This window comes from Ferrimonas sediminum, from assembly GCF_900100175.1.
GTDB classification, from domain to species: Bacteria; Pseudomonadota; Gammaproteobacteria; order Enterobacterales; family Shewanellaceae; genus Ferrimonas; species Ferrimonas sediminum.
This window is the reverse complement of record NZ_FNEM01000024.1, coordinates 1-25,162: the sequence shown is the minus strand read 5'-3', so window position 1 is coordinate 25,162 and position 25,162 is coordinate 1. Positions and strand designations below refer to the sequence as shown.

20 protein-coding genes and 1 tRNA gene are annotated in these 25,162 nt (G+C 58.3%); 14 read left to right on the top strand and 7 right to left on the bottom strand.

Going from position 1 to position 25,162, the window contains the following annotated elements; translation table 11 throughout:
• Positions 1-47 precede the first annotated feature (47 nt).
• Positions 48-3,923 (bottom strand): ATP-dependent RNA helicase HrpA, encoded by a 3,876-nt coding sequence (hrpA, locus tag BLT77_RS18545; protein WP_090368168.1) that lies wholly within the window; start codon positions 3,921-3,923, stop codon positions 48-50.
• A 181-nt stretch (positions 3,924-4,104) separates the two neighbouring features.
• On the opposite strand from hrpA, the gene BLT77_RS18540 reads away from it, so the two are divergent.
• From BLT77_RS18540 to BLT77_RS18530, 3 genes are all read left to right on the top strand, one after another.
• Positions 4,105-4,488 (top strand): DUF1294 domain-containing protein, encoded by a 384-nt coding sequence (locus tag BLT77_RS18540; protein ID WP_090368166.1) that lies wholly within the window; start codon positions 4,105-4,107, stop codon positions 4,486-4,488.
• Positions 4,489-4,560: 72 nt separating this feature from the next.
• Positions 4,561-4,869 carry a hypothetical protein gene (locus tag BLT77_RS18535; RefSeq protein ID WP_090368164.1) on the top strand — a complete coding sequence of 103 codons (309 nt, stop codon included), beginning with the start codon at positions 4,561-4,563 and terminating at the stop codon, positions 4,867-4,869.
• A gap of 93 nt (positions 4,870-4,962) precedes the next feature.
• Complete coding sequence (locus BLT77_RS18530) at positions 4,963-5,403, top strand: copper resistance protein NlpE (protein ID WP_176819388.1); 441 nt, start codon at positions 4,963-4,965, stop codon at positions 5,401-5,403.
• A gap of 73 nt (positions 5,404-5,476) precedes the next feature.
• Here BLT77_RS18530 and BLT77_RS18525 read toward each other — a convergent pair whose 3' ends face one another.
• From BLT77_RS18525 to BLT77_RS18510, 4 genes are all read right to left on the bottom strand, one after another.
• Positions 5,477-6,145 (bottom strand): YiaD family glycine zipper/OmpA-like lipoprotein, encoded by a 669-nt coding sequence (locus BLT77_RS18525; RefSeq protein WP_090368160.1) that lies wholly within the window; start codon positions 6,143-6,145, stop codon positions 5,477-5,479.
• Positions 6,146-6,329: 184 nt separating this feature from the next.
• Positions 6,330-8,033 carry a gamma-glutamyltransferase gene (ggt, locus tag BLT77_RS18520; RefSeq protein ID WP_090368159.1) on the bottom strand — a complete coding sequence of 568 codons (1,704 nt, stop codon included), beginning with the start codon at positions 8,031-8,033 and terminating at the stop codon, positions 6,330-6,332.
• A gap of 175 nt (positions 8,034-8,208) precedes the next feature.
• Entirely contained in the window at positions 8,209-8,625 is a 417-nt protein-coding gene (locus BLT77_RS18515; protein WP_090368157.1) for a CBS domain-containing protein, read from the bottom strand.
• 158 nt (positions 8,626-8,783) lie between these two features.
• Entirely contained in the window at positions 8,784-9,803 is a 1,020-nt protein-coding gene (locus BLT77_RS18510) for an isoaspartyl peptidase/L-asparaginase family protein (protein WP_090368155.1), read from the bottom strand.
• A gap of 333 nt (positions 9,804-10,136) precedes the next feature.
• Here BLT77_RS18510 and BLT77_RS18505 point away from each other — a divergent pair, with 333 nt between their 5' ends.
• The 3 genes from BLT77_RS18505 (at position 10,137) to BLT77_RS18495 (ending at position 16,535) form a co-directional block, all read left to right on the top strand.
• Complete coding sequence (locus tag BLT77_RS18505; protein ID WP_090368153.1) at positions 10,137-12,122, top strand: autotransporter assembly complex protein TamA; 1,986 nt, start codon at positions 10,137-10,139, stop codon at positions 12,120-12,122.
• Positions 12,119-15,913, top strand: coding sequence for an autotransporter assembly complex protein TamB (gene tamB, locus BLT77_RS18500; protein ID WP_090368151.1), 3,795 nt, complete (start codon positions 12,119-12,121; stop codon positions 15,911-15,913). The genes BLT77_RS18505 and tamB overlap by 4 nt, the downstream gene beginning before the upstream one ends.
• 292 nt (positions 15,914-16,205) lie before the next feature.
• Positions 16,206-16,535, top strand: a complete 330-nt coding sequence (locus tag BLT77_RS18495; RefSeq protein WP_090368150.1) for a hypothetical protein — start codon at positions 16,206-16,208, stop codon at positions 16,533-16,535.
• Positions 16,536-16,694: 159 nt separating this feature from the next.
• Here BLT77_RS18495 and BLT77_RS18490 read toward each other — a convergent pair whose 3' ends face one another.
• Positions 16,695-16,991, bottom strand: coding sequence for a YebG family protein (locus BLT77_RS18490; RefSeq protein WP_090368148.1), 297 nt, complete (start codon positions 16,989-16,991; stop codon positions 16,695-16,697).
• Between the two features lie 296 nt (positions 16,992-17,287).
• Here BLT77_RS18490 and BLT77_RS18485 point away from each other — a divergent pair, with 296 nt between their 5' ends.
• The 8 genes from BLT77_RS18485 to BLT77_RS20530 all read left to right on the top strand — a co-directional run bounded on the left by BLT77_RS18485 (position 17,288) and on the right by BLT77_RS20530 (position 24,789).
• Positions 17,288-17,962: a response regulator gene (locus BLT77_RS18485; RefSeq protein ID WP_028113253.1), complete on the top strand. Its 675-nt coding sequence runs from the start codon at positions 17,288-17,290 to the stop codon at positions 17,960-17,962.
• Positions 17,962-19,332 carry an ATP-binding protein gene (locus BLT77_RS18480; protein WP_176819387.1) on the top strand — a complete coding sequence of 457 codons (1,371 nt, stop codon included), beginning with the start codon at positions 17,962-17,964 and terminating at the stop codon, positions 19,330-19,332. The genes BLT77_RS18485 and BLT77_RS18480 overlap by 1 nt, the downstream gene beginning before the upstream one ends.
• 124 nt (positions 19,333-19,456) lie before the next feature.
• Complete coding sequence (locus BLT77_RS18475; RefSeq protein WP_090368144.1) at positions 19,457-19,882, top strand: DUF2057 family protein; 426 nt, start codon at positions 19,457-19,459, stop codon at positions 19,880-19,882.
• A gap of 55 nt (positions 19,883-19,937) precedes the next feature.
• Positions 19,938-21,194 (top strand): HD-GYP domain-containing protein, encoded by a 1,257-nt coding sequence (locus tag BLT77_RS18470; protein ID WP_090368142.1) that lies wholly within the window; start codon positions 19,938-19,940, stop codon positions 21,192-21,194.
• A 216-nt stretch (positions 21,195-21,410) separates the two neighbouring features.
• Positions 21,411-21,746, top strand: coding sequence for a DUF3135 domain-containing protein (locus BLT77_RS18465; protein WP_090368140.1), 336 nt, complete (start codon positions 21,411-21,413; stop codon positions 21,744-21,746).
• A 56-nt stretch (positions 21,747-21,802) separates the two neighbouring features.
• On the top strand, positions 21,803-22,327 hold the full coding sequence (locus BLT77_RS18460) for a DUF4136 domain-containing protein (RefSeq protein ID WP_176819386.1): 525 nt from the start codon (positions 21,803-21,805) through the stop codon (positions 22,325-22,327).
• A gap of 234 nt (positions 22,328-22,561) precedes the next feature.
• Entirely contained in the window at positions 22,562-23,791 is a 1,230-nt protein-coding gene (locus tag BLT77_RS18455; protein ID WP_218126957.1) for a BamA/TamA family outer membrane protein, read from the top strand.
• A 32-nt stretch (positions 23,792-23,823) separates the two neighbouring features.
• Positions 23,824-24,789, top strand: a complete 966-nt coding sequence (locus tag BLT77_RS20530; protein ID WP_090368136.1) for a hypothetical protein — start codon at positions 23,824-23,826, stop codon at positions 24,787-24,789.
• Between the two features lie 279 nt (positions 24,790-25,068).
• On the opposite strand, the gene BLT77_RS18440 is transcribed toward BLT77_RS20530, so the two are convergent.
• Positions 25,069-25,144 (bottom strand) — tRNA-Lys (locus BLT77_RS18440).
• Positions 25,145-25,162 lie beyond the last annotated feature (18 nt).

Below are 25,162 nucleotides of genomic sequence, written 5' to 3'. Positions count from 1 at the left end.
CCTCAAAATAGACAAAAAGCGCACCGAAATCGGTGCGCTTTTTATGGTTAACCTGAGCTGGCTTCCTTTATCGCCATGGTGATGCGTTTGTCAGATATGGGATATTTGGTTCCCAGGGTCTGGGCAAAACAGGAGATGCGATACTCCTCTATCATCCAGCGTATCTCTGCCAGTTGCGCCGATGGCGCCACTCCCTTGGGCAGTTTATTCAGCGCCGCCTGATAACTCTCCTGCGCCTTCTGGATCTTGATCAGGTGCAGCCGATCCCGGTTGGGATCCACCGGCAGCTTCTCCAACCTGCGCTCGACCCCCTTCAGGTAGCGGGCCAGATCCTCCAGCCTCTGCCAGCCGGTATCCCGAACAAAGCCTTTATACACCAAGCCATCCAGCTGCGCCTGAATGTCTGACATGGCAAACGCGGTTTGCAGGTCCAGCTTGCCTTTCAGGCGCTTTTTGATCTGATGACTCAGGGTCATCACCTGTTCCACCTTGATGGCGATGGCCACCACGGTATCCCCCAACTCGCCGCGAACCTGCTCCTTCAGGCGCTCAAACTCCGCGGCCTCACGGACGTCACTGCCGTGCTGGTCGATCAGCTGATCCAAACCGCATTGGATGCAGTCATCGATCAACAGATCCACCTTACCGAAGGGGTTAAAGTACATCGCCAGCTTGGCCTTGTTTGGCAGTGACTTCTGCAGGTACTTGACCGGATTCGGCACGTTGATCAGCAACAGGCGCCGCAATCCGGCCCGGTTGGTATCGGCGGCCCGCTGCGGGTCATCGAATAACTTGATGGCCACCGACTCTCCACTGTCCACCAGCGCCGGGTAGGCCCTCACCTTGTAGTTACCCTGGGTACGTTGATAACTTTGCGGCAACCGGCCGAAGCTCCACTGGGTCAGGCCGTCAGACTCGATGCCCTTGTCGGCCACCTTGGCGATGGCGGTCTGCACCTTGCCCTGCAACTGATGCTTGAGATCGTGCAGGTCCCGGCCCTGGGCCAGCAGTTTGCCTTTGTGATCCTCCACCTTAAAGTTCATTCGCAGATGGGGGGCCAGGGCGGTGAGATCGAAATCCTCCGGACTGATGCGGGTACCGCTCATGCGCAGCAACTGTTTACAGACCGCCTCCAGCAACGGCATCTCAAATGGCGTCATCGCCTGCAGTACCGCATCGGCGTAATTGGGCGCCGGCACAAAATTACGTCGCAGCGCCTTGGGCAGGCTCTTAATCAGCCCCACCAGTTTGTCATGCCTCAACCCCGGCACCAGATAATCAAACCCCTCGGCCTGAATCTGGTTAAGCAGCGCCAGCGGCACGTGCACCGATACCCCGTCATCGGTTTCGCCGGGCTCAAAGGCATAGGTCAGCGGTAACTGCACCCCGTTCTGGATCCAGTGATCGGGAAAATCCAGCTTGCCGACGTGGTCGGCGTCACGCTGCATCAACAGGGCTTTGGAGAAGTTGAGTCGATCCGCATCCTGTCGCGATGCCTTGCTCCACCAGCCCTTAAACAGCTGACGGGTATATATCCCCTCTGGAATCCGCTCCTCATAGAACGCCTGCAGGGTGGCGTCATCAGCCAGAATGTCGCGGCGGCGGGATTTGTGCTCCAGCTCTTCCACTTCGGTGATCAACGCCAGGTTGTCCGTCAGGAAACGCTCAGAGCTGCCCAGCTCGCCGCCGACCAGCGCCTGCTGAATAAAGATGGTTCGCGACTCCACCGGGTCGATGGGACCGTATTGCAGCTTACGCTTGGGCACTACGATGACCCCAAACAGCGATACCTGCTCGTACGCCATCACCGAGCCGGGCTTCTGCTCCCAGTGAGGCTCGGAGTAGCTGCGCTTGAGCAGGTTTTCCGCCAGTGGCTCGACCCATAACGGGTCAATCTTGGCCACCATGCGGGCGAACAGACGACTGGTCTCCACCAACTCGGCCGCCATCACCCATTTAGGGGGCTTCTTCGCCAGCGAAGATCCCGGGAAGATATGGAAGCTGCTGTTGCGGGCTCCCTTGAAGTGCCCTTCCGGATCCTTGCTGCCGATGTGGGACAACAGACCCGCCAGCAGGGATTTGTGCACCGCCTCGTAGCCGGCACGCTCACCAACGCTGAGGCTCAGCCCCAGATCCGACAGGGAGTGGCGCAGCTGACTGTAGAGATCCTGCCACTCACGAATGCGCAGGTAGTTCAAAAAGTCGGTGCGGCACTGGCGCCGGAACTGGTTGGTGGACAGCTCCGCCCGCTGCTCCTTCAGGTAATCCCACAAGTTAAGCAAGGCAGTGAAGTCGGACTCTTTGTCGGCAAAGCGGCGATGCTTTTCATCCGCCTGCTGCTGCTTGTCCATGGGCCGCTCCCGCGGATCCTGAATGGACAGGGCGCTGGCGATCACCATCACTTCATGGACACAGCCATTGGGTTGCGCCGCCAGAATCATCCGTGCCAGGCGTGGATCGATGGGCAGTCGCGCCAGTTGCCGCCCCTGTTTGGTCATTCTGGGCTGGCGCTGTTTCAACTCGATGGCACCGAGCTCCTCCAGCAGGCGGACGCCATCGTTGATGTGACGGCTGTCCGGCGGCTGCACAAAGGGGAAGGCACTGATGTCCCCCAATCCCAAAGCCAGCATCTGCAGGATCACCGAGCCCAGGTTAGTACGCAGAATCTCCGGATCGGTAAACTCACTGCGACTGGTAAAATCCTCCTCGGAATAGAGGCGGATACAGATCCCTTCCGACACCCGGCCGCAACGGCCGGCTCGCTGATTGGCGCTGGCCTGGGAGATCGCCTCGATGGGCAGGCGTTGCACCTTGGTGCGGTAGCTGTAACGGCTGATGCGAGCGGTGCCGGGGTCAATGACGTATTTGATCCCGGGCACCGTCAGCGAGGTTTCGGCGACGTTGGTGGACAGCACGATGCGACGGCCGGTGTGGGAGGCGAAGATTCGCGCCTGCTCCGCATGGGACAAGCGGGCAAACAGCGGCAGAATCTCGGTATCCCGCAGATTGCGACGCCGCAACGCATCGGCGGTGTCGCGAATCTCCCGCTCACCGTTCATAAAGATCAGAATGTCACCCAGGCCTTCCCGACACAGCTCGTCCACCGCCAGGAAGATCCCCTCCAGCTGATCGAGATCCCGTTCCTCGTCACGAGCCAACGGCCGGTAGCGCATCTCCACCGGGTAGGTGCGTCCGGACACCTCGATCACCGGCGCCTTATCGAAGTGGTTGGAGAAGCGATCGACATCGATGGTGGCCGAGGTGATGATCACCTTAAGATCCGGGCGCTGCGGCAGCAGTTGCTTCAGGTAACCAAGAATAAAGTCGATGTTGAGGCTGCGTTCGTGGGCCTCGTCGATGATCAGGGTGTCGTATTGATCCAGCCGGCGGTCGTGTTGAATCTCCGCCAGCAGAATGCCGTCGGTCATCAACTTCACGTAGCTGTCGTCAGAGGTTTGGTCGGCAAAACGGACCTTAAAGCCCACGTGTTTGCCCAGCGGGCTGTTCAGTTCATCGGCGATGCGGCTGGAGACCGCCCGCGCCGCCAGGCGGCGAGGCTGAGTGTGGCCAATCAGGCCACGGGTGCCCCGCCCCAGCTCCATGCAGATTTTTGGCAACTGGGTGGTTTTACCGGAGCCGGTCTCACCGGCCACGATCACCACCTGGTGGCTGGCAATGGCCGCTGCAATTTCGTCCCGCTTATCGCTGACCGGCAGATTGGGGTAGTCAATGGCCGGTAGGTTGCTGCGCCGTTTCGCCACCCGCTCCTGACTGGCTTGACACAGGGTCTGTAGCTGAGTCTGGATCGACTCCCGCTTACCTGGGTCTTTGATTTTTTTCATGCCGCTGAGTCGACGCCGAATGGTGGCGGCATCGCGTTGCAGGCACTGCGCTAACTGGTCAGGGGAAAACGGGTTACTCAAGTTGGGCGTCCGATGGCTTAATGGAATCGAAGGATTTTAGCAGCTTGACGGCCGCTTCTGAATCTTTGATGCCGGACGGCAGCCATAGTCGAGTAAGTTTTGTGCGGCCAGGGGCGGCGGACTTGGCACAGCGCCAGTCGTCGGTTAGGGTGAGTTACCCCCTGATTGATGACGACAGATAATGCCCCTGGGAGTACTGTTTACTCTGGCGCTGCTGCCACTGCTGCTGCTCGGCCCCCTGCTAAGCAACTGGCCGCAGCTGCTGCTGTTCTGGCTCGGTGCCAGCCTGCTTGCCTTTGCCGCCTACGCCATCGACAAACGCCGGGCCAGGCTGGGCCAATGGCGAATTCCGGAAAGATGGCTGCAACTGCTGGCTGCCGCTGGCGGCTGGTCCGGCGCCCTGCTGGGTCAGCAGTATTGTCGCCATAAAACCCGCAAACTCAGGTTTCAGGTGCCATTCTGGCTGATTGGTATCGGCCAGTGGCTGTTGATGGCCGACTGGGGCTGGCTTGGCGGGATCTACAGCCAACGACTGTGGCAAACTGTGATCTCATGGGGTCTTTGATCCATTGCGCAGTTGAAATGCGTCCCACCTTTGCATAGGGTACGCCATAACCAAAGCGAATAGAGAAAAGGCATGACCAATATCGAAGAGCTGATGCGCGATCCCGACAACCGCGCCGCCGCTTCAAAAACCACCCGCCGCTCCATGTTTGTGTTTATTGCCACCCTGCTGGTAATGCTGTACTTCTCCGGCACCACGTCCGGCATTATCGGTGGCGTGCTGTTTCTGGCCATTGGCCTGTTTCTGATCCCCCTGAGCATCGCCGTGCCGTCGTTCCTGCTGCAGCGTCAGCGTCCAAAGCTCAAGTGGCTGTTTATGGCACTGGATATGATTGCCACCGTCGTGGTCACCCGGGCTCTGTACTTGGGCATTTTCGGCTAATAACGAGCGGTGTTTACGCACCGCCCGCCTTGATCATTTCACTGAATTAACGCACCTTAAACTCAGACTTTGGTGACTATTAAGGATGCCCTGGTGAAACCCCAACTTATTAGCCTGGTTCTGCTGGCCCTGCTTGTCGGCTGTCAGTCCCCCCAAGGCAACGGCCCCCGTCACGCCGAAGCCGCGGTTGTCGCCGATACCGCCCATACCGCCCGCAATGCCCTGGACTGGCCGGGCACCTACACCGGTACCCTGCCCTGCGCCGATTGCGATGGCGTTGAGACCGAGCTGACCCTGAATCCCGATGGCAGCTACCACCTGAAGCAGAACTTTCTGGGCCGGCGCAGCAAAGGCAGTCACTACTCCGGTCGATTCCAGTGGAACCCCGCCGGCAACCGGGTCACCCTGTTTCGAGAAGGGGCGGCGCCGGCGCACTATTTTGTCGCCGAAAATCGCATTCTCAGGCTCGACAACCAGGCCAAGCGCATCGAGGGGCCCAGCGCCGATCAATACGTGCTGCAAAAACGCCCCTGACCCGCCAAAGGAAACCGCACATAAAAAAACAGCCCGGCTTGGCCGGGCTGTTGTTATTTTTTCTGACTCACCCTTAGCGAACGATGGGATCCAGGGTCAACTCCACCCGTCGGTTTTGAGCCCGACCGGCTTTGTTGATGTTATCGGCAATGGGGCGTGACTCGCCATAACCGATGGACGCCACCCGCTGATAGGGGATCTGCTGGTTGACCAGATACTGAGCCACACTGCGGGCCCGGCGATCGGACAACGCCTGGTTGTAGGCCGCCTCACCGACGCTGTCGGTATGGCCTGCCACGGTCACCAGGGTGTTTTCAAACTCCTTGAGCACCAACGCCACCGAGTTCAGGGTCGGATAAAACTGGCTTTTCACCTGATCTTGGTTGGTATCGAAGGTGACGTTGCCGGGCATGTTCAGAATGATCTGATCGCCAACACGGCTGACGCTGACACCGGTTCCTTCCAGTTGCTGGCGCAGCTTCATCTCTTGTTGGTCCATGTAGTAACCCACGGAGCCGCCCGCCAGCCCGCCGATGCCGGCGCCAATCAGCGCGCCTTTACCGCGATCGCTCTTACTGGATACCGCCGCACCGATAATGGCACCGGTGATGACACCGATACCGGTTCCTACGGTCGCATTAGAGGTTTTTTGCTCACGGGTGTAGGGATCCGTGGTGGCGCAGCCACTCAGCCCCAGAATGACGGCAAGGCTCAAGCTCGCCATGCGTAATGATCTGTTCATCGATGTTCCCCAAATAACCATTCAACTGCTTTCACCGGCGTCTTGGTCGCCAGATGAAATGAATCTGCCTTTATCCTGTGTGTTTTCCATCCACAGTAAAGGCCGGACCAAAGTCACAAAGAGCCAGTATACCAACTCTGGGCCACCGCTGTCTGACTGGAATTCACTGCCAACGCCGCAACGGTTAATAGCCCGCCGCCTGACCATCCTTGCGACTCTCGGATGCCCCCACGTAGCTGCCGTTAACCGCGTCCCACAGAATGGCCTGGTAACCGCCATAACTTCCTGAGTTTTCTTGCAAACGATGGCCTCTCTGCACCAGTTCGCGCCGAGTGCCGGCCGAGAAACCGTTCTCCAGTGACACGCTGCCGCCGTCGCTCATGATCTCGCCGGTCGGTTGACTCGACCCGGTATGCAGAATCCGTGGCGCGTCTCCGGCCTCCTGCAGGTTCATGCCAAAGTCGATAAGATTGATCAGAATCTGAGCGTGGGCCTGGGGCTGGGTGGCGCCGCCCATGACGCCGAAACTGAGCCAGGGCTTGCCCGCCTTGGTGACAAAGGCCGGAATGATGGTATGAAACGGCCGTTTTCCCGGGGCATAACTGTTGGCCTGGCCCGGAGCCAGGTTAAACAGCTCGCCCCTGTCCTGAAGGACAAACCCCAGCCCCTCTGGGGTCATGCCGGATCCCATGCCGCGGTAGTTGCTCTGAATCAGTGACACCATGTTGCCGTGGCGGTCGGCGGTGGTCAGATAGATGGTATCGCCATGATTCAGCGCCGGATTCCCCGGATTTACCGAGCTGGCGGCCTGTTTAGGGTCAATCTGCTGTCGACGCTCCCGGGCGTAAGACTCAGACAACAGCTCGGACACCGGCACCTCGGCAAACGCCATATCGGCGTAAAACTTGGCCCGATCGGCGAAGGCCAGTTTCTTGGCTTCAACAAAAGTGTGCACATAATCGGCACTGTCGCGGCCCATGGCGGCCAGATCATAGCCTTCGAGTATCTTCAGAATCTGCTGAGCCGCGATTCCCTGGCCATTGGGCGGCAACTCCCACAGATCATAACCCCGGTAGTTAACCTTAACCGGGGTCACCCATTCACTGTGATGGCTGGCCAGATCCTCATAACTGAGAAAGCCGCCATTGTCCTTCATATAGGCATCGATGCGCCGGGCAATCTCGCCCTTATAGAAACCATCTCGCCCCTCTCGGGCCAGAATCTTGTAGCTGTAGGCCAGATCCGGGTTACGGAAAATCTCCCCTTTGGCCGGCATGCTGCCATCGGGCATGAAGGTCTGTGTAAACCCCGGGTACCGGCTGAGCTTCGCTGCACTGCGATTCAGGTAGTAGGCGATAAGCTCGGTCACCGGAAATCCCTGTTCGGCATAGTGAATCGCCGGTGCCAGCAGAGTACTCATGGGCAGCTTGCCAAACCTGCCGTGCAGCTCGAACCAGCCATCCACGGCGCCGGGTACCGACACCGGCAGCGGGCCGTAGGCAGGAATCCGACTCAGACCCCGGCGTTCAAACTCCTTCAGTGTCAGGCTGCGGGGACTGCGACCAGAGCCATTGAGCCCATAAAGCTGCTGGCTGTCCGCATCCCAGACGATGGCAAACAGATCACCGCCGATGCCACTGCCGGTGGGTTCCACTAGCCCCAGCATGGCGTTGGCGGCAATGGCCGCATCCACCGCGGTGCCGCCCTGCTTCAAGATGTCCAGAGCCACCTGAGTGGCCAAAGGCTGGCTGGTGGCCGCCATGCCGTTTTGCGCCAGTACCTCAGACCGGGAGGCAAAATGATGCCCGGTCACCCGATCAAAACCATAGCCTGAAGGCACCAACAGTAAACCGAGCACCAAACCGGCGCTTGCGAGGGTCTTTTTCATTGTCCTTTTGCTCCTCAAGCGGATCCTTGGAGCACACAGGCTAACACTGCGGTCGGGTGAGAATACATCGGCGGGATCAACAGTCAGCAGGCAGAACTGTTACAAGGCGTTACGCACTCAATGGTGAAAGCAACGAAAATGATGCGCCGGCCACCACGCCGACCGGCGCCCTAAATTACACCGCGTTCCTGAAGCAGGACTTCAGGTGGCCACTGATGGCCGTCAACACCCTGGAGCGGTCGATAATGCCGACTACCTGGCCCTCATCGACGACGGGATAGATTTTCGGCTTTTGCCCCAACATGGTTTCCGCCAGTTCCAGCACCGAATCTTCCGGGCTCACCGACAGCACGTCGCTGCGCATGCAATCGGCAACCGTGGCGGTAATGTCGCAGTGATAGCTGCTCTTCAGCAGTACCGACAGACAGTCCTGTTCAGACACAAACCCCACCAGTTGCTGATTATCATCCACCACCGGAGCGCCCGGCTGGTGCGCTTCAAGCAGGGTGTCTACCGCCACCGATAGTGACATCTGTGGTGTGAGCCATACCGGATGCCGTTCCATGTAATCTTTTACTTTGACCGATTCCATCGTTTCCCCTTTAACTCAGTGCATACTCCCTTTAACCATAGTGCCTCAAACCTCAATCTGCCGTCTGAATGACAAGATTCCGACAACCAGATTTTTCGGTTAAGCCGCGCATTCATAATAAAAAAGGCTGACGGTTCGCCGCTCGACCGAAAGCCTGGCTACTTATCCCAGATCTTCACCGACACCTGGCCGTCGGCGCCGATGCTGGCACGGTACATGCCGCCAGTGTTGTAGGGCATGGCAATATTGCCCTTGGCGTCCACCACGATCACGCCGCCGGTGCCACCCGCCGGCAACAACACGTCGTCAATCACCGTCCGCGAGGCCGTTTCGATGCTCACACCCTGATACTTAACCCGGGCACAGATGTCGGCCGCGACGTTGTAGCGGATAAAATACTCACCATGGCCGGTGGCCGACACCGCACAACTGCGGTTATCGGCATAGGTACCGGCACCTATCACCGGCGAGTCGCCGATGCGCCCCCAGCGCTTGGCGGTCATGCCGCCGGTGGACGTGGCCGCCGCCAGGTTGCCCTGCTGATCCAGTGCCACCGCACCGACGGTGCCGTACTTATAGCCGTTATCCAGCCGATCCACGGCGGCTTTGTAGTCTTTGGTATGGCGCTGATTGTCCATGATCTTCTCTTTGGCCCGCAGCAGGCCCTGATAGCGCCCCTGGGTGTCAAAATAGTGGTTGGGCACCAACTCCAGCCCCTGGTCAAGGGCAAACTCCACCGCACCGGCTCCGGACAGCATGACGTGAGGCGAGTCGGTCATCACCCGACGGGCCAGCTCGATGGGGCTCTTTACTTGACGCACCCCGGCTACGGCGCCCGCCTCCAGGGTACGACCGTCCATAATGGAGGCGTCCAGCTCGTGTGCCCCCTCATAGGTATACACCGCGCCCACCCCGGCGTTAAACAGAGGGCTGGCCTCGAGAATCTGCACCGCACGCTGCACCGCATCCAGGCTGCTGCCGCCCTGCTGGAGCAGGCTATGGCCTGCCAACACCGCCTCAGCCAGCTTTTTCCGCACCTGGCGCTCGGTCTCGGCCGGCATCTTGTCCGGATTGATGGTGCCCGCCCCGCCATGGATGGCGATGGCAACCGGCTGTGTGGCCATCGCGCCCCAGCTCACTGCGGCCATCAGTGTCATGATCTTGGTTGCTGTTTTCATCCTTTACTCAATCCCGGTTAGTGCGGTAAAAAAACTACCATAGCATGTCGATGCACCCGCGACCGACACAAACGCAAGCGACCAGGTTAGCCATCGCCCTAACCGCAACCCGCGACCATCGCAACCATCGCCGACGTTTGCCACTGGCGTCCATCGGCCCAATACAGGTATCATGGCTACAAACGGCCTGGCGTGAGTTAATTTTCTGATTTTTCGCCATTAGTGAGCCGCAAACGCTATCTTTTATGTATTCCGTAGAATCGGCTGATCCGCACCAATCATGACTTGTCGCCCCATACCATGCGTCCAACTTTCAGCCCATAAGGTGCACGAGTGATCCTGTCGCCCTTGCTGTTGTCCGTCGCCTTGAGCCTGGCTCCCGAAGCCGACACCGGGGTGCTGGCGTCTCTGTGGTGGGGCTCAGACGCCGAGCCTGCCACTGAGAAAGAAGCAGCCCCAAAAGATCCGCTTAACGCACCCGCAAAAACAGAAGCGGCGGACACACCGTCCCCCGGGTCAGAGAACCCGGATCCGACGAGTGAGGCTGAGGTGAAGCCCGTCAGCGACCAGGACGCCGAACTTGGCAAGCGCAAACGCAAATTTCGATTACTCAAGGAGCGGGAGCAGCAACAAGGCCCCAACGTCAGCCTGGCCATCAGCGGCGTCCATGGCGCACTGCACAAAAACATCGAACTCTATCTGTCGCCCTTGCCCACCACCCGGGCAGAACGCAACGCATTCACCTTTACCCTTCAGGAGCGGGTCGAAGAGGCGTTATCGGCCCTGGGTTACTACAACAGTGGCATCGAGATCGATGTCGATCGCCGCGACGACCTCTGGCCCATTCGCATTGCGGTAAAGGCAGGAGAACCGGTCACCTACCGCCACGTGATGATCTGGCTGGAAGGGGATGCCAGCGGCGACCCGATAATGAATCAACTGGTCAACAACGCCACCGTTAAACCGGGTCAGGTTCTGCACCATGGTCGCTACCAATCACTAAAAAACAGCCTGCTGTCTGAAGGGTTAATTCGAGGCTACTTTGACGCCAAGTTTGCCGTGGCCAAACTGGAAGTGGATCGGGACACCAACCTGGCCGACCTGCTGCTGGTGTACGACAGCGGCACCCGCTACCAACTGGGCGAGGTCAGTTTTTCAGAGTTTGATCTGGAACCGCAATTGCTCGACGCCATGGTGCCGTTTGAAGCCGGCGACCCCTATTCCAGTGCCGCCATTGCCCGCCTTAATAGTAACCTGCTGTCCGCCGGCTACTTTCGAGATGTTCGAGTTCTGCCACAAACGGACCAATCGCAGGATTATCGAGTGCCGGTGGACATCCAACTGACCCCGGCATCCCGCCACACCGTGGATCTGGGTGTCGGTTACACCACCGACACCGGGCCTCGGGCCACCACCACCTGGCGCACCCCCAAGATCAACCGGGCCGGACACAGTCAGGAGTTGTCCGTCGAGCTGTCGAAAAACCCGCAAATGAACTTCAACTACCGCATTCCACTGGGCCACCCCATGGACGATCAGTTGATCGTTAGCGCCTTAATCGAGAGAGACCGATTCGGCAACCTGGAGAGTGACCAGTATGGGATGAGAGTCGCTCGTCAAACCCGAATGGATGATGGCTGGCTGCGTAATTACTACCTCCGGGGGCTGCAGGAACAGTGGGAGTTTGACGGAGACAACCTGGAGTCCGAACTGCTGCTGCCCGGAATAAGCTGGTCCAAAACCAAGCGTTGGGGCAGCCCGCTGGACCCGCGCCGGGGTTTCCGTCAGATCTACACCGTGGAACACGCCAATACCAGCCTGGGATCAGACGTACAACTGACCCAGGTTAAAGGGCAATTCAAATGGGTGGACTCCCCCTGGGAACAGCACCGGTTTGTGCTGCGCTTTGATGGCGGCCTGACCAAGGTGGACAACGATGATCTTGAGCTGGTCCCCCCGTCGATGCGATTTTTCGCCGGTGGCGACACCAGCATTCGTGGCTTCTCCTACCAATCCCAGGGGCCGACCAAAACCATCATTGACGCCAACGGCACACCACAACAAGTGGTGGTGGGCGGCCGCTACCTGCTGGTGGGAAGCCTGGAGTATCAGTACTACGTCAACGACAGCTGGCGCCTTGCCACCTTTGTCGACGGCGGTAACGCATTCAACACCAACGATTTTGAGGCGGTGTATTCCGTCGGCGTCGGCCTGCACTGGATCTCTCCGGTCGGCCCCATCAAGGCGGACTTTGGCTACGGCATCAGTGAAGACAAGCCGCCATTTCGGCTGCACCTGACCATTGGAGCCGACTTATGAACTGGCGCCGACTGCTCAGCGGCCTGCTGGCCACCCCCATTATTGTGCTAATTCTGGTGGCGCTGCTGATCGGCACCATACCAGGGGCGCAACTGGTGGCAGCGATCGCCGACACTCTGGTGCCCGGGCTGTCCATCGGTCGCATCAATGGCCGGATAAACCGCAACCTGCACCTCAGCGACGTGCGTTTCGACGCCATTGACGGCCTGTCGGTGCAGGTGGACAGCCTGTCACTGGACTGGCGCCCCCGCTGTCTGTTTAACCGCACCCTGTGCAGCGACCGCCTCAACGCCAACGGGGTTCAGGTCGACATCGACATCGATGCCCTCGGCGGCGGCGAAGAGTCCACCGAAGAGCCAACCCCAGACACTACCGAGTCGGGGTTCTCTCTGCCCTTTACCATTGTTGCCCAGCTCATCGAGCTGAACCGGGTCCGGGTCCGGGTAGACGACATGCACTTTGCCGTCGGCCAGCTGTCGGGTTCAGCACGTTTCACTCCGGAAGTGCTGCGGGTGAACCGCCTCAACGCCACCCAGATCGCGGTCTATATCCCCAGCGCAAACGACGCCGGCGAAACCCCCACCGCGGGCAGTGACGCTATCGGGGAAAAGGCAGCAGCCGAGGCGCCAATGCCGGAAGACGCTCGGTCAGAAGAGCACTGGGCCATGGCCCACCTGCCCAGAGTCAGCCTGCCGTTTCCCATTACCGCCCACTCGGTCAACCTGAGCCGGGCTCTGGTAACCGTGGCCGATATGGAGCACCGGATTGAGACGGTGGAGTTCAATGCCCAATGGGCTGGCACCCTGCTGCAGGTTCATCAACTCAGCGGACAACATAACTGGGCCGACATTGAACTCAAAGGCAGCCTGGATTTTGTCGGCCACTGGCCCATCGACGTCGAGGCCAGTGGCACCCTGAGGCAGCTGCCCTGGACTCCGGGGCTTGATGGCCAGAAGCTGGACGCCAAGGTCAGCGGCAGCCTGGGCGAGTTGACTCTCGGCGCAACGTTAGATGGCCAGCAACAGGGGCAGCTCAGCGGCTCTCTGATGCTGAAATCGCCACAGCTGGACTACCAGGTTGAACTCAGTGCCGAGCGGCTCAGCTGGCCCTTTGGTCCGGCTCCCCAATACCAGTTAAATCAGCTGACCCTCTCCAGCCGGGGCAGCCTGCAACAACAACGGCTCAGCGCCGACGGGCATGGACAGGCACTGAGTTACCCCGAGTTCCGGTTTACTACCGAGCTTGAACACCAACCCGGCACTCTCACCCTGGAGCAGGCCGCGCTCACCAGCGAACATGGCAATGCCAGCGCCAGCGGCACCCTCGGCTATCAGGATAGGCTAAGCTGGCAGGCGCAACTGAGCAGCCAGCAGCTGGATCTGATGCAACTGCTGCCCCAGGTGCCTCTGATCATCAATGGTCACCTTGCCACCGAGGGCCACTGGCAGGGTCAAGATTGGAAAGTGGCCGTTGCCAACGCCGATCTCAGCGGCTCCTACCAGCAGCAACCGCTGACGGTACGCGGTGATGCCAGCCTGGATAACCTGTGGCGGGTCAATGCCAATGACCTTAACCTGACCCTCAATGACACCGAACTGACCCTCAACAGCAACAGCGAACAGCAATGGAACCTTAATGGTCAGTTGACCCTGGCCGACGCCTCCCGCTGGCTGCCGCAGGCTCAGGGCAGCGCTATGGCGCAGATTCAGGTGCGGGGCGATCACGCCGACCCGCACGTGCAGCTGCAGCTGCAAGCCACCGACCTGGCCTATGAGCAGTATCAGCTGGGCAATGCCGAACTCGGCGGCGACTACTACCCGCTGCGAAACCATCAGTACGAGCTGCAACTGAACGCCGCTGAACTGACCCTGGCCCAGTACGGGTTCAGCGCCCTGACCGCCCACTCCGAAGGAGATAAGACCCGGCAGAGCCTGAGCGCCGACATCGACGGCGACAGCGTTACTCCCTGGGGCGGCTCGCTGGCCCTGTCCGGCACCCTGGATCCGGACTTTACCTGGTGGCAGGGCACCCTGAGCGACGCCCGTCTGACCACCCCTGTCGGCCCATGGCAACAACAGCAGTCGGCGCCGCTGACCTTCTCATTCGCCAGCCAGGCCTTTGTGGTCAGCGAACACTGCTGGCAAGGTCCGGCCGCCAGCCTGTGTCTGCCGATCCCCGCCAACGTAGGCACCAGTGGCGCCGCCGAGCTGACCCTCAAGGCCACACTGCCCACCGCCATTGCACCGCTGCTGCCGGATGAGATGACGCTCAATGCCGACATTGATGCCGACATCCACACCACCTGGCTGCCGGGACAACTGCCACAAGTCAGCGCCTACCTGCGCAGCGATAAGGGCGAGATGGTGGTCCAGAGTGACAGTCGCCGCGCACCGGTTCATCTGCCCTGGCAACGGCTGAACCTGGATGGCAGCCTGTCTCAACAGGGACTGAACCTGAAGCTGGCTTTGGATAGCGACCGGCCATTGATCCGCTCCGACATCACCCTGGATCCGGAGGCCCCCTACCCGATGCGTGGCTTTGCCCGACTGAACAATTTTGACCTGACCCCTCTGGCCAAGGCGCTGCCCAAAGTGGCGGAACTGCACGGCATTCTCAGCGCCGATGTCGGCCTGGAGGGGGATCTCGATACGCCTCTGCTTAACGGCCGGATCCAGCTGGAGCAAGGGCTGCTAACCAGTGCCGTTAACCCCACCGAACTGCACGACATCGACGTCACCCTGACGCTGGACGGCCAGCGAGCCAACCTCAGCAGCGAGCTCTATGTCGGCGATGGTCCGGCACAGGCCCAGGGCTGGCTGGACTGGTCCAGGGAACAACTGGAACTGGACATCAATCTCGACGGTGACCGGCTGGACGTGCTCAAGCCGCCACTGTTGATCGCCGAGGCCTCCCCCTCCCTGCGCCTGACCAAGACCCAGCAGGCAACGTCCGTCACCGGTCGCATCGACATTCCCAAGGCGAGCCTGACCCTGGCACAGCTGCCGGAAGGCGGTGTGGCGGTCTCCGAGGATGTGGAGTTCGTGGATCAGCGCGCCGACGCCGAATCGGAGCCACCGGCGCCGTTTGCCATGGATCTGCAACTGAACATCGGCGATGAAGTGACCGTCTCCGGCATGGGCGTCAACGGCAGGCTCGGGGGGCAACTCACCCTGCGCCAGAAAGCCAGCCAGACTCCGCAACTCTTTGGCGACATCAATCTGCAAGATGGCCGCTTTAGCGCCTTTGGCCAACGGCTGACCATTCGACGCGGCAAGGTCATTTTTAACGGCCCTCCAACCCTGCCGACGCTGGATGTGGAAGCCGTCCGAGAGATCAAATCGGAAAACGTGGTGGCTGGCATTCGCCTCGGCGGTGCCGTCAATGCCCCACAGATGACCCTGTTCTCCAATCCAACCATGGAGCAGCAGGAGATCCTGTCCTACATCACCCAGGGGCGGGGCCTGAGCAGCACCGATGGCGGCAACGCCCTGTGGGCCTCGGCGGCGGTGAATCTGGGGCTGGCCCAGACCGGCGGCATGCTGACCAGCATCGGCGAAGAGTTGGGATTCTCCAACGTCAATGTCGGCACCGAAGGCGACGGCGACGAAGCCCAGGTGGCAATCAGCGGCTACATAGGTGAAAAGATATTCCTAAAGTATGGGGTCAATATCTTTGAGCCCATTACCGAAGTCACCATTCGCTACTATCTGCAAAATCGGTTGTGGATTGAGGGAATCAATAACACATTAAAAGACTCTCTCGATATCTATTACAGTTTCGACATTGAATAACCGAACCATTAATCAATGGTTATGGAACCCTGCTGCCATTCCGCTGGCGGCCTGGCTGTCACAGCTGATCTTTCAGCCCAGGCCGGGATGCGTGATCACAAAAACCGCCGATACTGAAACGCAAACAATTGAAGACAATGAGATTATCTCCAAAGTGGTAGGAAACTAACAGCGGAGTATGACACCGCTCGCAGAAATGAAGGCCAGAAACGTAAGACAATACTGGCCATCAATGACCCATGCCCAAGCCAGCCTCAGAACGACGGCTTTCGGGGGATATTAAGGAGACTCTATGTGGTGGAGAATCACTCTGCTAGCCCTGGCCTACCTCGTCATGGGCGCCCACTTTCTTCGCTATGGCAATGCCATCGCCGCGGTGCTGATCACCGCCGCGCCACTGCTGCTGTTCAGTAAGCGCGCCATCACCGTGACCCTGCTGCAACTGGGGCTGGTTGCGGGCACCCTGCTGGTATGGCTGCCAACCGCCTACCGGCTGATCAACGTACGGCTGTCCTTTGATCAACCCTGGATCCGGATGGCGATCATCCTGGGCTGTGTCATGCTGTGTAATCTGCTGATAGCCTGGGCGGCCGGCGCCATGAAACGGCGCTTTCAGGGCTAATTTATCCCCTATGAGGTAGCAGGGCCTCATCGACGCCCATGGTAAAATGGCGACACTGGGTTACCGCACAGACAGTGCTAACCCGGTAATCATCATTATTTTCCTGCAATCTATTCTTGCAAGCCGGCTCGATTGAGCCGGTTTTTTTATGCCCGGGTATCAGGCGGCTTTTTCGGCCGGCGCCTTGGTCGCCTTCTTGGCGGGAGCCTTGGCCTCTGCCGGGGCTTTTTTCTTGCCCTTCAACGCCTGCATCACCGCCTCTTTCTGTTCCGCCAGGTACAGAGCCAGGCCTTCGCTGACACCGTCGTCCTCTATCAGCCCACTGGCCTGAAGCAGCCCTTCCAGCTCATCGGCAATGTCCAACATTTTGTCATAAGCATCTGCCTCAGCTTTGCTGGCAAAGGTCATTTTCTCTTCTCCATCCCGCTCAACCACGTATTTTACGATGACTGCCATTTCGGCTCCCCCAATCGATTAACTTTGCGCCAGTCTACCTAAAGGCTGTATATAAATACAGGCTTTATCGGGTTCGATTTGATGGTCATCAAAAAAAGGCGGTTATCGCCGCCGGAAACTGCAATCTGACAGCGTACAACTGGCCAGCGAGTCCAACTCATGTGACCTAAACCTCAGTATTTATGCTAGTTTTCAAGGCATGTGATATTGTTCAGGAAAGATTCAGAGCTTCAGCACTATGCTTTCAACCGGACATTACGAGCGCGCCGTGCCCTTATCACCGATTTGAGGACAACATGAAAATACTGGTTATTGAAGACGATGCCCTGTTACGCCACCACCTTAAGGTTCGCCTGACCGAAATGGGCAACCAGGTCATGGCTTCCGAAACCGCCGGTGAGGGACGCTACCTTGCGGAAAACTACCCGGTGGACATCGCCGTGGTGGACCTGGGTTTGCCGGATCAAGATGGTATCGACCTGATTCAACACCTGAGAGACAACGATTTCCGTCAGCCGATTCTGATTCTGACCGCCCGGGATCACTGGAAAGACAAGGTGGCCGGACTCAATGCCGGTGCCGATGACTATCTGGTCAAACCGTTTCAGGTTGAGGAACTGATCGCCCGGCTCAACGCCTTGGTACGCCGCAGCGCCGGTTTCGTGAAACCGGTGATCGAGTGCGAACATCTGTCTTTGGACATGGGTGCCAAGCAAGCCACCATGGGCGGCGACGAACTGGAGCTGACCGCGTTCGAGTACCAGATTCTCGAATACCTGATGCGCCACCATCAGCAGGTGATCTCCAAGCAGAGGTTGCTGGACATCCTGTATCAGGACAAAGAGGGCGACCCCAACACCATCGAGGTGATGATCTCACGACTGAGAAAGAAGCTGAGCCTCGGCGGTCTGGACAATCCCATCGTCACTATTCGAGGGCAAGGCTACCGCTTTAATCTGGTATGCGGGTAATGAAGGCCCTGTTTTCCAAACGACCCCGGCTGCAACGACGGCTGATGATGACCTCTCTGGCCATCATCGCCCTCGCCTCCTGGGCACTGGCTGAAGTGATCAATCAGCAGAAAGTGCAGGACTTTTACGTCGATCAAACCAACGACATCATCGCCCGCCTGCCGATGATCGCCGCCGAGCTGCGGCTGGAAGGGATGTTACCCCAGAGTATCAACCCCATTAAGGACTACCAGTCCATCCCCCATAAAAGCGATTATCTGCTGATCACCTGCGTCAATGGCCTGCGGGATCACTACACCTCATCGGAAGAAGCCAGGAAGCGTGCCCTGCAGGACACCTGCAACCGAGTCCGGAAGGCGGAGAAAACCCACACACCGCCCTATCTGCTGACGCTGGCCGACGATCGCCTGTATTCCATCGTCAGGCTTCCGGTGAGCATCAATCAAAAGTCCTATGATCTGCTGGTACTCAGGGATGCCGAACGCATTCAAAGACAGCTGGCAGAGAGTACTCGAAAAACCTATTTCCGTGTTGGCCTGTTTATTCCCCTGTCAGGACTGCTGCTGGTCGGCGCCGGATTCTGGGGCCTGAGGCCATTGCGACGGCTTTCCCAGGAGGTAAAGGGGATCTTAAAAGGCGACAACGAACAACTGTCGTCCGACTACCCGGTCGAGTTGACCGAAGTGACCCAGGCGCTCAATGAGTTGATTGGTCAGGAGAAGCACCAACGCCAAACCTACCAGCACGCCATGAAAGATCTGGCCCACAGCCTGAAAACCCGACTGGCGGCCACCAATGCCATAATGGAAGATCGCAACCTGACCGAGCGTGGTCGTCAGCAGGAGATTCTGTCGCAACTCGGGCAGATGGATCAGATCATCCAATATCAGCTTCGACGGGCAGTGGTCGGCCGTCAGGGTCTGACCCGGGAACAGGCCGAGATCCTGCCAACGGTGGAACAGCTGACCAGCATGCTTGGCAAAGTCTATCAGGAGAAGCAGATTCAGGTTGAGTTGCAGATTGACCGTCTGGCCCGTTTTCCCGGCAATCAGGACGACCTGATGGAGATGCTGGGCAACCTGCTGGAAAACGCTTACCGCTTTGCCATCAGTACCGTTCGCATTCGCGCCTGGGTGGGTGTTGAAGGCGGGCTGTGCATGGCCATTGAAGACGATGGTCCAGGCATCGAACCTGAAATGAGGCAGTCGGTGCTGGAGCGCGGGGTTCGCGCCGATCGCCGCAACCCCGGCCAGGGGATCGGTCTGGCGGTGGTGCACGACATCGTATTGAGCTACAAAGGCACCATGACCATCGACGAGTCTGAGCTGCGCGGCGCGCAGATCCGCCTCGATTTCGAACCCTCCCGCTAGCCATCTCATCGCCCGGCACCACGCCGGGCGATGCTTTTTTCCACAAAACTCGTTTTTTTGTGAACTTACTCACATACTTTACCGGTCTGTTTCTAAGACTCCGCTAAAGAACGAGGAAAATGAGATGAAAGCACTTCTGTTAATCGCGGCCACCACTCTTTCTCTGTCATTGTCTGCAGAGACGCTGCACCTTGGCGACAACGTTCGAGTGATCGCCATCAACGGCAAGCCTGTACCGGCCTACGTCGATACCATCACCCTGACCAAGGGGCCTCAGCAGATCACCGTTCGATACGACGTGCTGTTTGAAGCCGATGCCGACAGCCACGCCTTTATCCGCTCTGAACTGCACCAACTGCAATTCGAGGCCAAGGGCAGTGGCGACTACTACCTGAATGCGCCGACTCCCCTGACCGCCAAAGAGGGCAAGATGCTGGCCAACCAGCCGCAGTTTACACTTCAGGATCAATCCCGTCAGAGTGTGAACCACTCCCTGAAATCCCATACTGAATTGTTCAACCAAATGCAGCCTGCAGGCAATCAGTTCTAGACAGTCCAAATCGATTACGGGAAAATGCCGGTAACAGAAATAGTTACCGGCATTTATGAGCAGCTCTATCAGAAAAGTACCCGTCGACCAATTGCAGGTTGGCAACTACATTCGACTTCCGATCTCCTGGCGTGAACATCCCTTTATGTTCAACAGCTTTAAACTCAAAAGCCAGCAGCAGATCCTGCTTCTTAAAAAACTCAATTTGACTCATGTAATGGTCGATCTGAAGCGCAGCGATACCCAGATTCTGAGCTCGCCGGCACTGCCTGATCTGGCCGAGTCCAAAGCGGATCTGGATAAGATCAATCAACAGATGCAGGCACAAAAACAGCAAGGCATCAAAGAGCTGAAGCAGTTTCGCAAAGAGTATAAAAAGCACGAGCGGGAATACGCCGATTCATTGGCCCAACTGCGGGCCATCAATAACAAGCTGACTCTCAAGCCCATGGATGCCCTGGGGCAATGCTCCAAGTTGGTTAAAGAGATGGCCAGCAGCCTCAGCGGCGGCAGCCAGGTGACGCTTCATCTGATGAACGACGACATCCGCCCCGATGACCCCAATTATCACACCCTCAACGTCACCGTACTGGCGATGATGCTGGCCAAACAGGTTGGAATGAGTGAGGAGGAGATCATACTCGTGGGCCAGGGCGCGATGCTGCACGATTGCGGCAAGCTGCTGCAGCCCAAATCCCTGACCATGAAAAAACAGCCTAGCCGCACCGAAATGATAGAGCTGCAGCGTCATACGGTGCTGGGCCAGGAGTTACTTCGCAACCAAAGACACCTGCCCCGGGACATCACCGCCATGATTGGCCAGCACCATGAATTTCTGGATGGCTCAGGTTATCCCAAGGGTCTGAAAGAAAAAGAGATCGAGCCGCTGGCTCAGCTGATTGCCGTGGTCAACACCTACGACGATCTGTGCCATCCGCGGGACAAGACCAAGACCCGTCCCCCGGGCACGGTACTGGGCCTGCTGTACAAGTCCTTTAAGACCAAACTCAACAACCACTATGTTCAGCAATTCATCAAAATGATGGGGGTCTATCCCCCGGGCAGTGTGGTTCAGCTCTCCAGCGGTCAATTTGGTTTGGTCACCTCGGTAAACTCCCACAAACTGCTGTACCCGTCGGTGCTGGTGTACGATCCGGCGGTACCACGCCAGGAAGCCGCCGCCATTGCCATCGACAGCCAGGGCCTGACCATTGAACGCTCCATTCTGGCATCGGCACTGACCCCGGAAGCGTTCCAATACCTGAGCCCCAAAGAGCGGATGTCCTACTTCTACGATACCCGCCAGGCTTAAAAGCGGCTCCGTTTACCGCCACACCGGATTGCTTGCCGGTGTGGTCGCCCTCCTCCCCCTCACCCCGACAAGGTGCTCAATTTCATTCCCTTTCTCATTTGACCAAACTGTGATCAGGGTCAATATTTACTGCTGAGAGTCGCACATGCGGCGCTCCTCACTGAGCGACAGTCGGGCACCGCGGCAACGGCGTGACACGGTGGCAGGAGGTAAGGCATGATCACACTACCCAGTTTTGACGAGATGATGCGCATGGCCAAAGAGGAACCTCAGGCTCTTGAGGCCTTGCGAACCAACGCCATCGAACAGACCATTGCCAACGCCAAGGCCGACAACCAGCCCCAACTCAGGGCTCTGCAGCACCGCATCGACGTCACCATCACCAGAGCCAGCAACCCCTGCCAGAGCATGGTGCAGCTGTCCAACATGATGCACGACAAGCTGGCGTTGCTGAATACCGCATTTCAGAATCCGGCCGCCCTCGACCAACACCAAGCCAGTGTGGCTCAATTTCGACCAAATCCTCAACGCAACCCGGCCGCAAACCATTGACACAACAGGTGAGTCGCGCTATCAACAAAGAAAGGAGTGGCATCAAGGAGCGCCCAGTGAAACTCATCCCCCTCTTCATCGCCTTGCTACTGGCAGGATGTACCGGCAGCCGCAGCGACGTCGATTATGATCCTGAATTTAACTTCGCCAGCGTACAGCAGGTCAGTCTGCTGCCCAGTCAGCACAACAACGACCCGCTGAACGCCCGTCGGGCCGACGACGCCTTAAAACGAATGCTGAGGCAGCAGGGCTGGTCCGTGGTCCCGGACAGCGCCATCAAACTGCAACTGACGCTTTGGCAACAAACCGAAGCCAACGACAGTAGCTTTTCCATTGGCATCGGTGGCGGTCGCAGTAGCGGCAATAGCAGCATCGGCGGCGCGGTGTCGGTGCCAGTCACCGATCCAGTAGCCGATTACCAACAATTGCGCATAGACATGTATCACGACCAAAAACAGGTGTGGCGAAGCATCGATCGTTACAAAATCAACAACAGAGACAGCGCCGAAAAGCGGCAACAAAAAACCGACAAAACCCTGCAACGGATATTTGCCTCGTTGCCTCTGAACAACGCCAAGTAATTCAAGCCGGGCAGCCCCTCTGCCCGGTGGTTCAGACCCGATTCAGCACCCTGCCCCTATCCTTTCCCGCTGGTAACACTATTCACCCTCTGAGCGCACGTTCGGCTTTGTGGCCCGGCGAGACCCAATCAGACCAGCCGGCATTGATCGTCTTTAGGTATTACATTGAAAAAAAAAGGGTTTGTACTTTTTAGCGGGTTACTTGCTTACTGTGCAACCGCCAGTGACTTTGCTATGCCGCCGCTGTCCGAGTTGCAACCCAGCACCGAAGCCGCCGAACAGGGGCTTACTCAACTGGATGCCGGCATCGAGGCACTTGAGCAGCGCCTGGCCAACTCATCCCAACTCAGTGGCGACCAACGCCGCCACCTTGAGCAACAACTCACCGACCTGAAGCAGCAGCGCAAACGCTACATCGAGCATCAGGGGCTGTCGATGTTGTCACTGGTCGGTGGCCCCGCCTATACGCCCGAACTGGGGACCCTGCTGGCCATTGGCGGCCTCTACTCTTTCAGTACCGACCGCCTGGAGCCCGAATTACAACGCTCCAGCGTTGGCGCCTTCTTCCTGGTGAATCAGGGCGAAGGCGACACCGGATTTGCGGTGCGCTCCAAACAGAACCTGTTCTTTGATCATAACCGCATTCGGTTCACCGGAGAGCTTCGGGCCGGAGTGCAAAGCAGCCACTTCTGGGGTGTAGGCTACCAGGCGGGCGAGCGGCAAGATGCCAGTGACCAGACCCTGATGAAGGCCACCAGCCTGGATTATCGCGCCAACCTGAGCTACCAAATCTCCGACGACCTGTATCTGGGGCCGGCGTTCGCCATCCACTACTACCGACCGGACGAGCAAAGCATTCCTCAGTCAGCCTGGGACGACAGCAACTTCCAGGCCTACTATCAACAGCCCCTGTCGGTGGGCATCGGCGCCACCTTGCAATACGACAGCCGCGATGTGGCCGTGAATGCGTGGCGAGGCCAGTACCTCAACCTGGAGCTGCTCGCCTACAGAGACGGCATTGGCAGCGAACTGGAGTTTGAAAAAGGGCTGCTGGACTACCGCTACTACTGGCCACTGGCCAAGGGCAGGGTGCTGGCCTTTTACAATGCCCTGCAATGGTCCAGCGGTGACGTTCCCTACTACGCCATGCCCCAACTGGGCGGCATGCGTTCAATGAGGGGCATCTACCTGGGGCGGTACCGGGATAACAGTACCGTCGAACACACCACCGAGTACCGGCATACCTTTCGCTACCGCGACGGATCGCTGACCAACCATGGCATGGTGCTGTGGGCCGGACTGGGGTCGGTGGCCCAACATACCGGCGACCTCTATCACGACACCCTGTACAGCTATGGCATCGGCTATCGATACGAGATGCAGCCAAGAATGAATGTGCGGGTGGATCTCGGTGTCAGTGAAAACGACACCGGCTTCTATTTCAACTTCACCGAAGCCTTTTAAGGCTCGTCAGCCTTCATCCATAAAGAGCAATCATGAGAGCCACATTCCGTTACTTAACCGCCCTGGCTGTGCTGACTGGCCTGCCAGCGGCCCACGCCGAACAACCTTTGGCGACCACCGTCGATCAGCAGCTGACACCGGCCCACTGGAGCCGGCTGCCGCTGCTGGGTGAGCAAGCCCGGGCCAGGGGACATGAGCTGCCCTCTCCCATTGGGGTCAGCCTGTTCTTCAATCAGATCAATGCCGACTACATTGCCAAGGACGATTTCTCGGTTCAGGTGGATGGCGGCCTGTTGGGCGGCTGTACCCTCAAAGGCTGTGAACCGGACGGCAATTTCAACAGTTATTACATTCCCGCCGAGGACGTCAGCATCAACGGCGATGACCGCAGCGTACAGCTCAAAATCGATGCCTGGATTCTGCCATTCTGGAATGTGTATGCCCTGTTTGGCCACACCGAAGGCAGCAAGGATATTCGGGCCAAACTGGACAACGTCGAGGGTCTGCCCAATGTTCCGGACGGCATCGTATTACCGATCCCAATCGACTACACCGCCACCAACTACGGCTTGGGCACCGTCCTGGCCGGCCAGGTGGATCTGGTCGAGGGGTGGCACCCTTTCGTTGTCATGGGGGTAGGCGCGCTGGTCAAAGCCAAAACCAACACCACAGACAGCATCATTAAGACACGCATCGCATCCCTGAGACTGGGACAGCGCTATGACGTCGGCAGCAACAAATTGGCCTGGTTCCTGGCCTATAATCACCAGAACGTGAATCAGCGGGTTACCGGATCCTACAACTTTTCCGGAGTGCCGCAACTGGCGCCAATCATGGAAGAGGTGCGCTTTGATCTGGATCTGGCCAAGGAGGAGACCGAAAACCTGGCCATAAGCCTGAACTACGATTTCGGCAGGGGCAATAACTGGAGCCTGTATGCCGAGTACGGCTTTTTGAACTGGCAACACCTGATCATCGGCATTGGCCGCCGCTTCTGATAGACCAAGGGGCGCCTCTGCGCCCGTTACTGTGGCGCAGAAGCCGCGGTCAACCCCGACACCTTAGCCAGGTACTCCAGCCAACATACGAACGCCGGGACAGCGTATTGGTCGTCCTTGGCAAACAGGGACACACCCATTCTGGTGCCATCAGGTAGCAACAGGAAAACGGACTTGGAAACCAACAACAGGAAAGCCGGGATGCACGACATAGGTTCTGAATATCACAAAGGCGGCCAGGTGGCCTAGAGGGCATTTCGAAAGTATTTCAAAGGAAGGTGGTGGGTCGTGAAGGATTCGAACCTTCGACCAATTGGTTAAAAGCCAACTGCTCTACCAGCTGAGCTAACGACCCACTCGATTCTGTGCCCTG

Excerpts from the sequence above, each read along its gene's own strand:
- BLT77_RS18515 (WP_090368157.1), bottom strand. The coding sequence starts at position 8,625 with ATGGAATCGGTCAAAGTAAAAGATTACATGGAACGGCATCCGGTATGG.
- BLT77_RS18535 (WP_090368164.1), top strand. The coding sequence starts at position 4,561 with ATGACCAATATCGAAGAGCTGATGCGCGATCCCGACAACCGCGCCGCC.
- tamB (WP_090368151.1), top strand. The coding sequence starts at position 12,119 with ATGAACTGGCGCCGACTGCTCAGCGGCCTGCTGGCCACCCCCATTATT.
- BLT77_RS18475 (WP_090368144.1), top strand. The coding sequence starts at position 19,457 with ATGAAAGCACTTCTGTTAATCGCGGCCACCACTCTTTCTCTGTCATTG.
- BLT77_RS18525 (WP_090368160.1), bottom strand. The coding sequence starts at position 6,145 with ATGAACAGATCATTACGCATGGCGAGCTTGAGCCTTGCCGTCATTCTG.
- BLT77_RS20530 (WP_090368136.1), top strand. The coding sequence starts at position 23,824 with ATGAGAGCCACATTCCGTTACTTAACCGCCCTGGCTGTGCTGACTGGC.
- BLT77_RS18540 (WP_090368166.1), top strand. The coding sequence starts at position 4,105 with ATGCCCCTGGGAGTACTGTTTACTCTGGCGCTGCTGCCACTGCTGCTG.
- BLT77_RS18465 (WP_090368140.1), top strand. The coding sequence starts at position 21,411 with ATGATCACACTACCCAGTTTTGACGAGATGATGCGCATGGCCAAAGAG.
- BLT77_RS18455 (WP_218126957.1), top strand. The coding sequence starts at position 22,562 with ATGCCGCCGCTGTCCGAGTTGCAACCCAGCACCGAAGCCGCCGAACAG.
- BLT77_RS18495 (WP_090368150.1), top strand. The coding sequence starts at position 16,206 with ATGTGGTGGAGAATCACTCTGCTAGCCCTGGCCTACCTCGTCATGGGC.
- BLT77_RS18490 (WP_090368148.1), bottom strand. The coding sequence starts at position 16,991 with ATGGCAGTCATCGTAAAATACGTGGTTGAGCGGGATGGAGAAGAGAAA.
- BLT77_RS18480 (WP_176819387.1), top strand. The coding sequence starts at position 17,962 with ATGAAGGCCCTGTTTTCCAAACGACCCCGGCTGCAACGACGGCTGATG.
- BLT77_RS18485 (WP_028113253.1), top strand. The coding sequence starts at position 17,288 with ATGAAAATACTGGTTATTGAAGACGATGCCCTGTTACGCCACCACCTT.
- ggt (WP_090368159.1), bottom strand. The coding sequence starts at position 8,033 with ATGAAAAAGACCCTCGCAAGCGCCGGTTTGGTGCTCGGTTTACTGTTG.
- BLT77_RS18510 (WP_090368155.1), bottom strand. The coding sequence starts at position 9,803 with ATGAAAACAGCAACCAAGATCATGACACTGATGGCCGCAGTGAGCTGG.
- BLT77_RS18470 (WP_090368142.1), top strand. The coding sequence starts at position 19,938 with ATGAGCAGCTCTATCAGAAAAGTACCCGTCGACCAATTGCAGGTTGGC.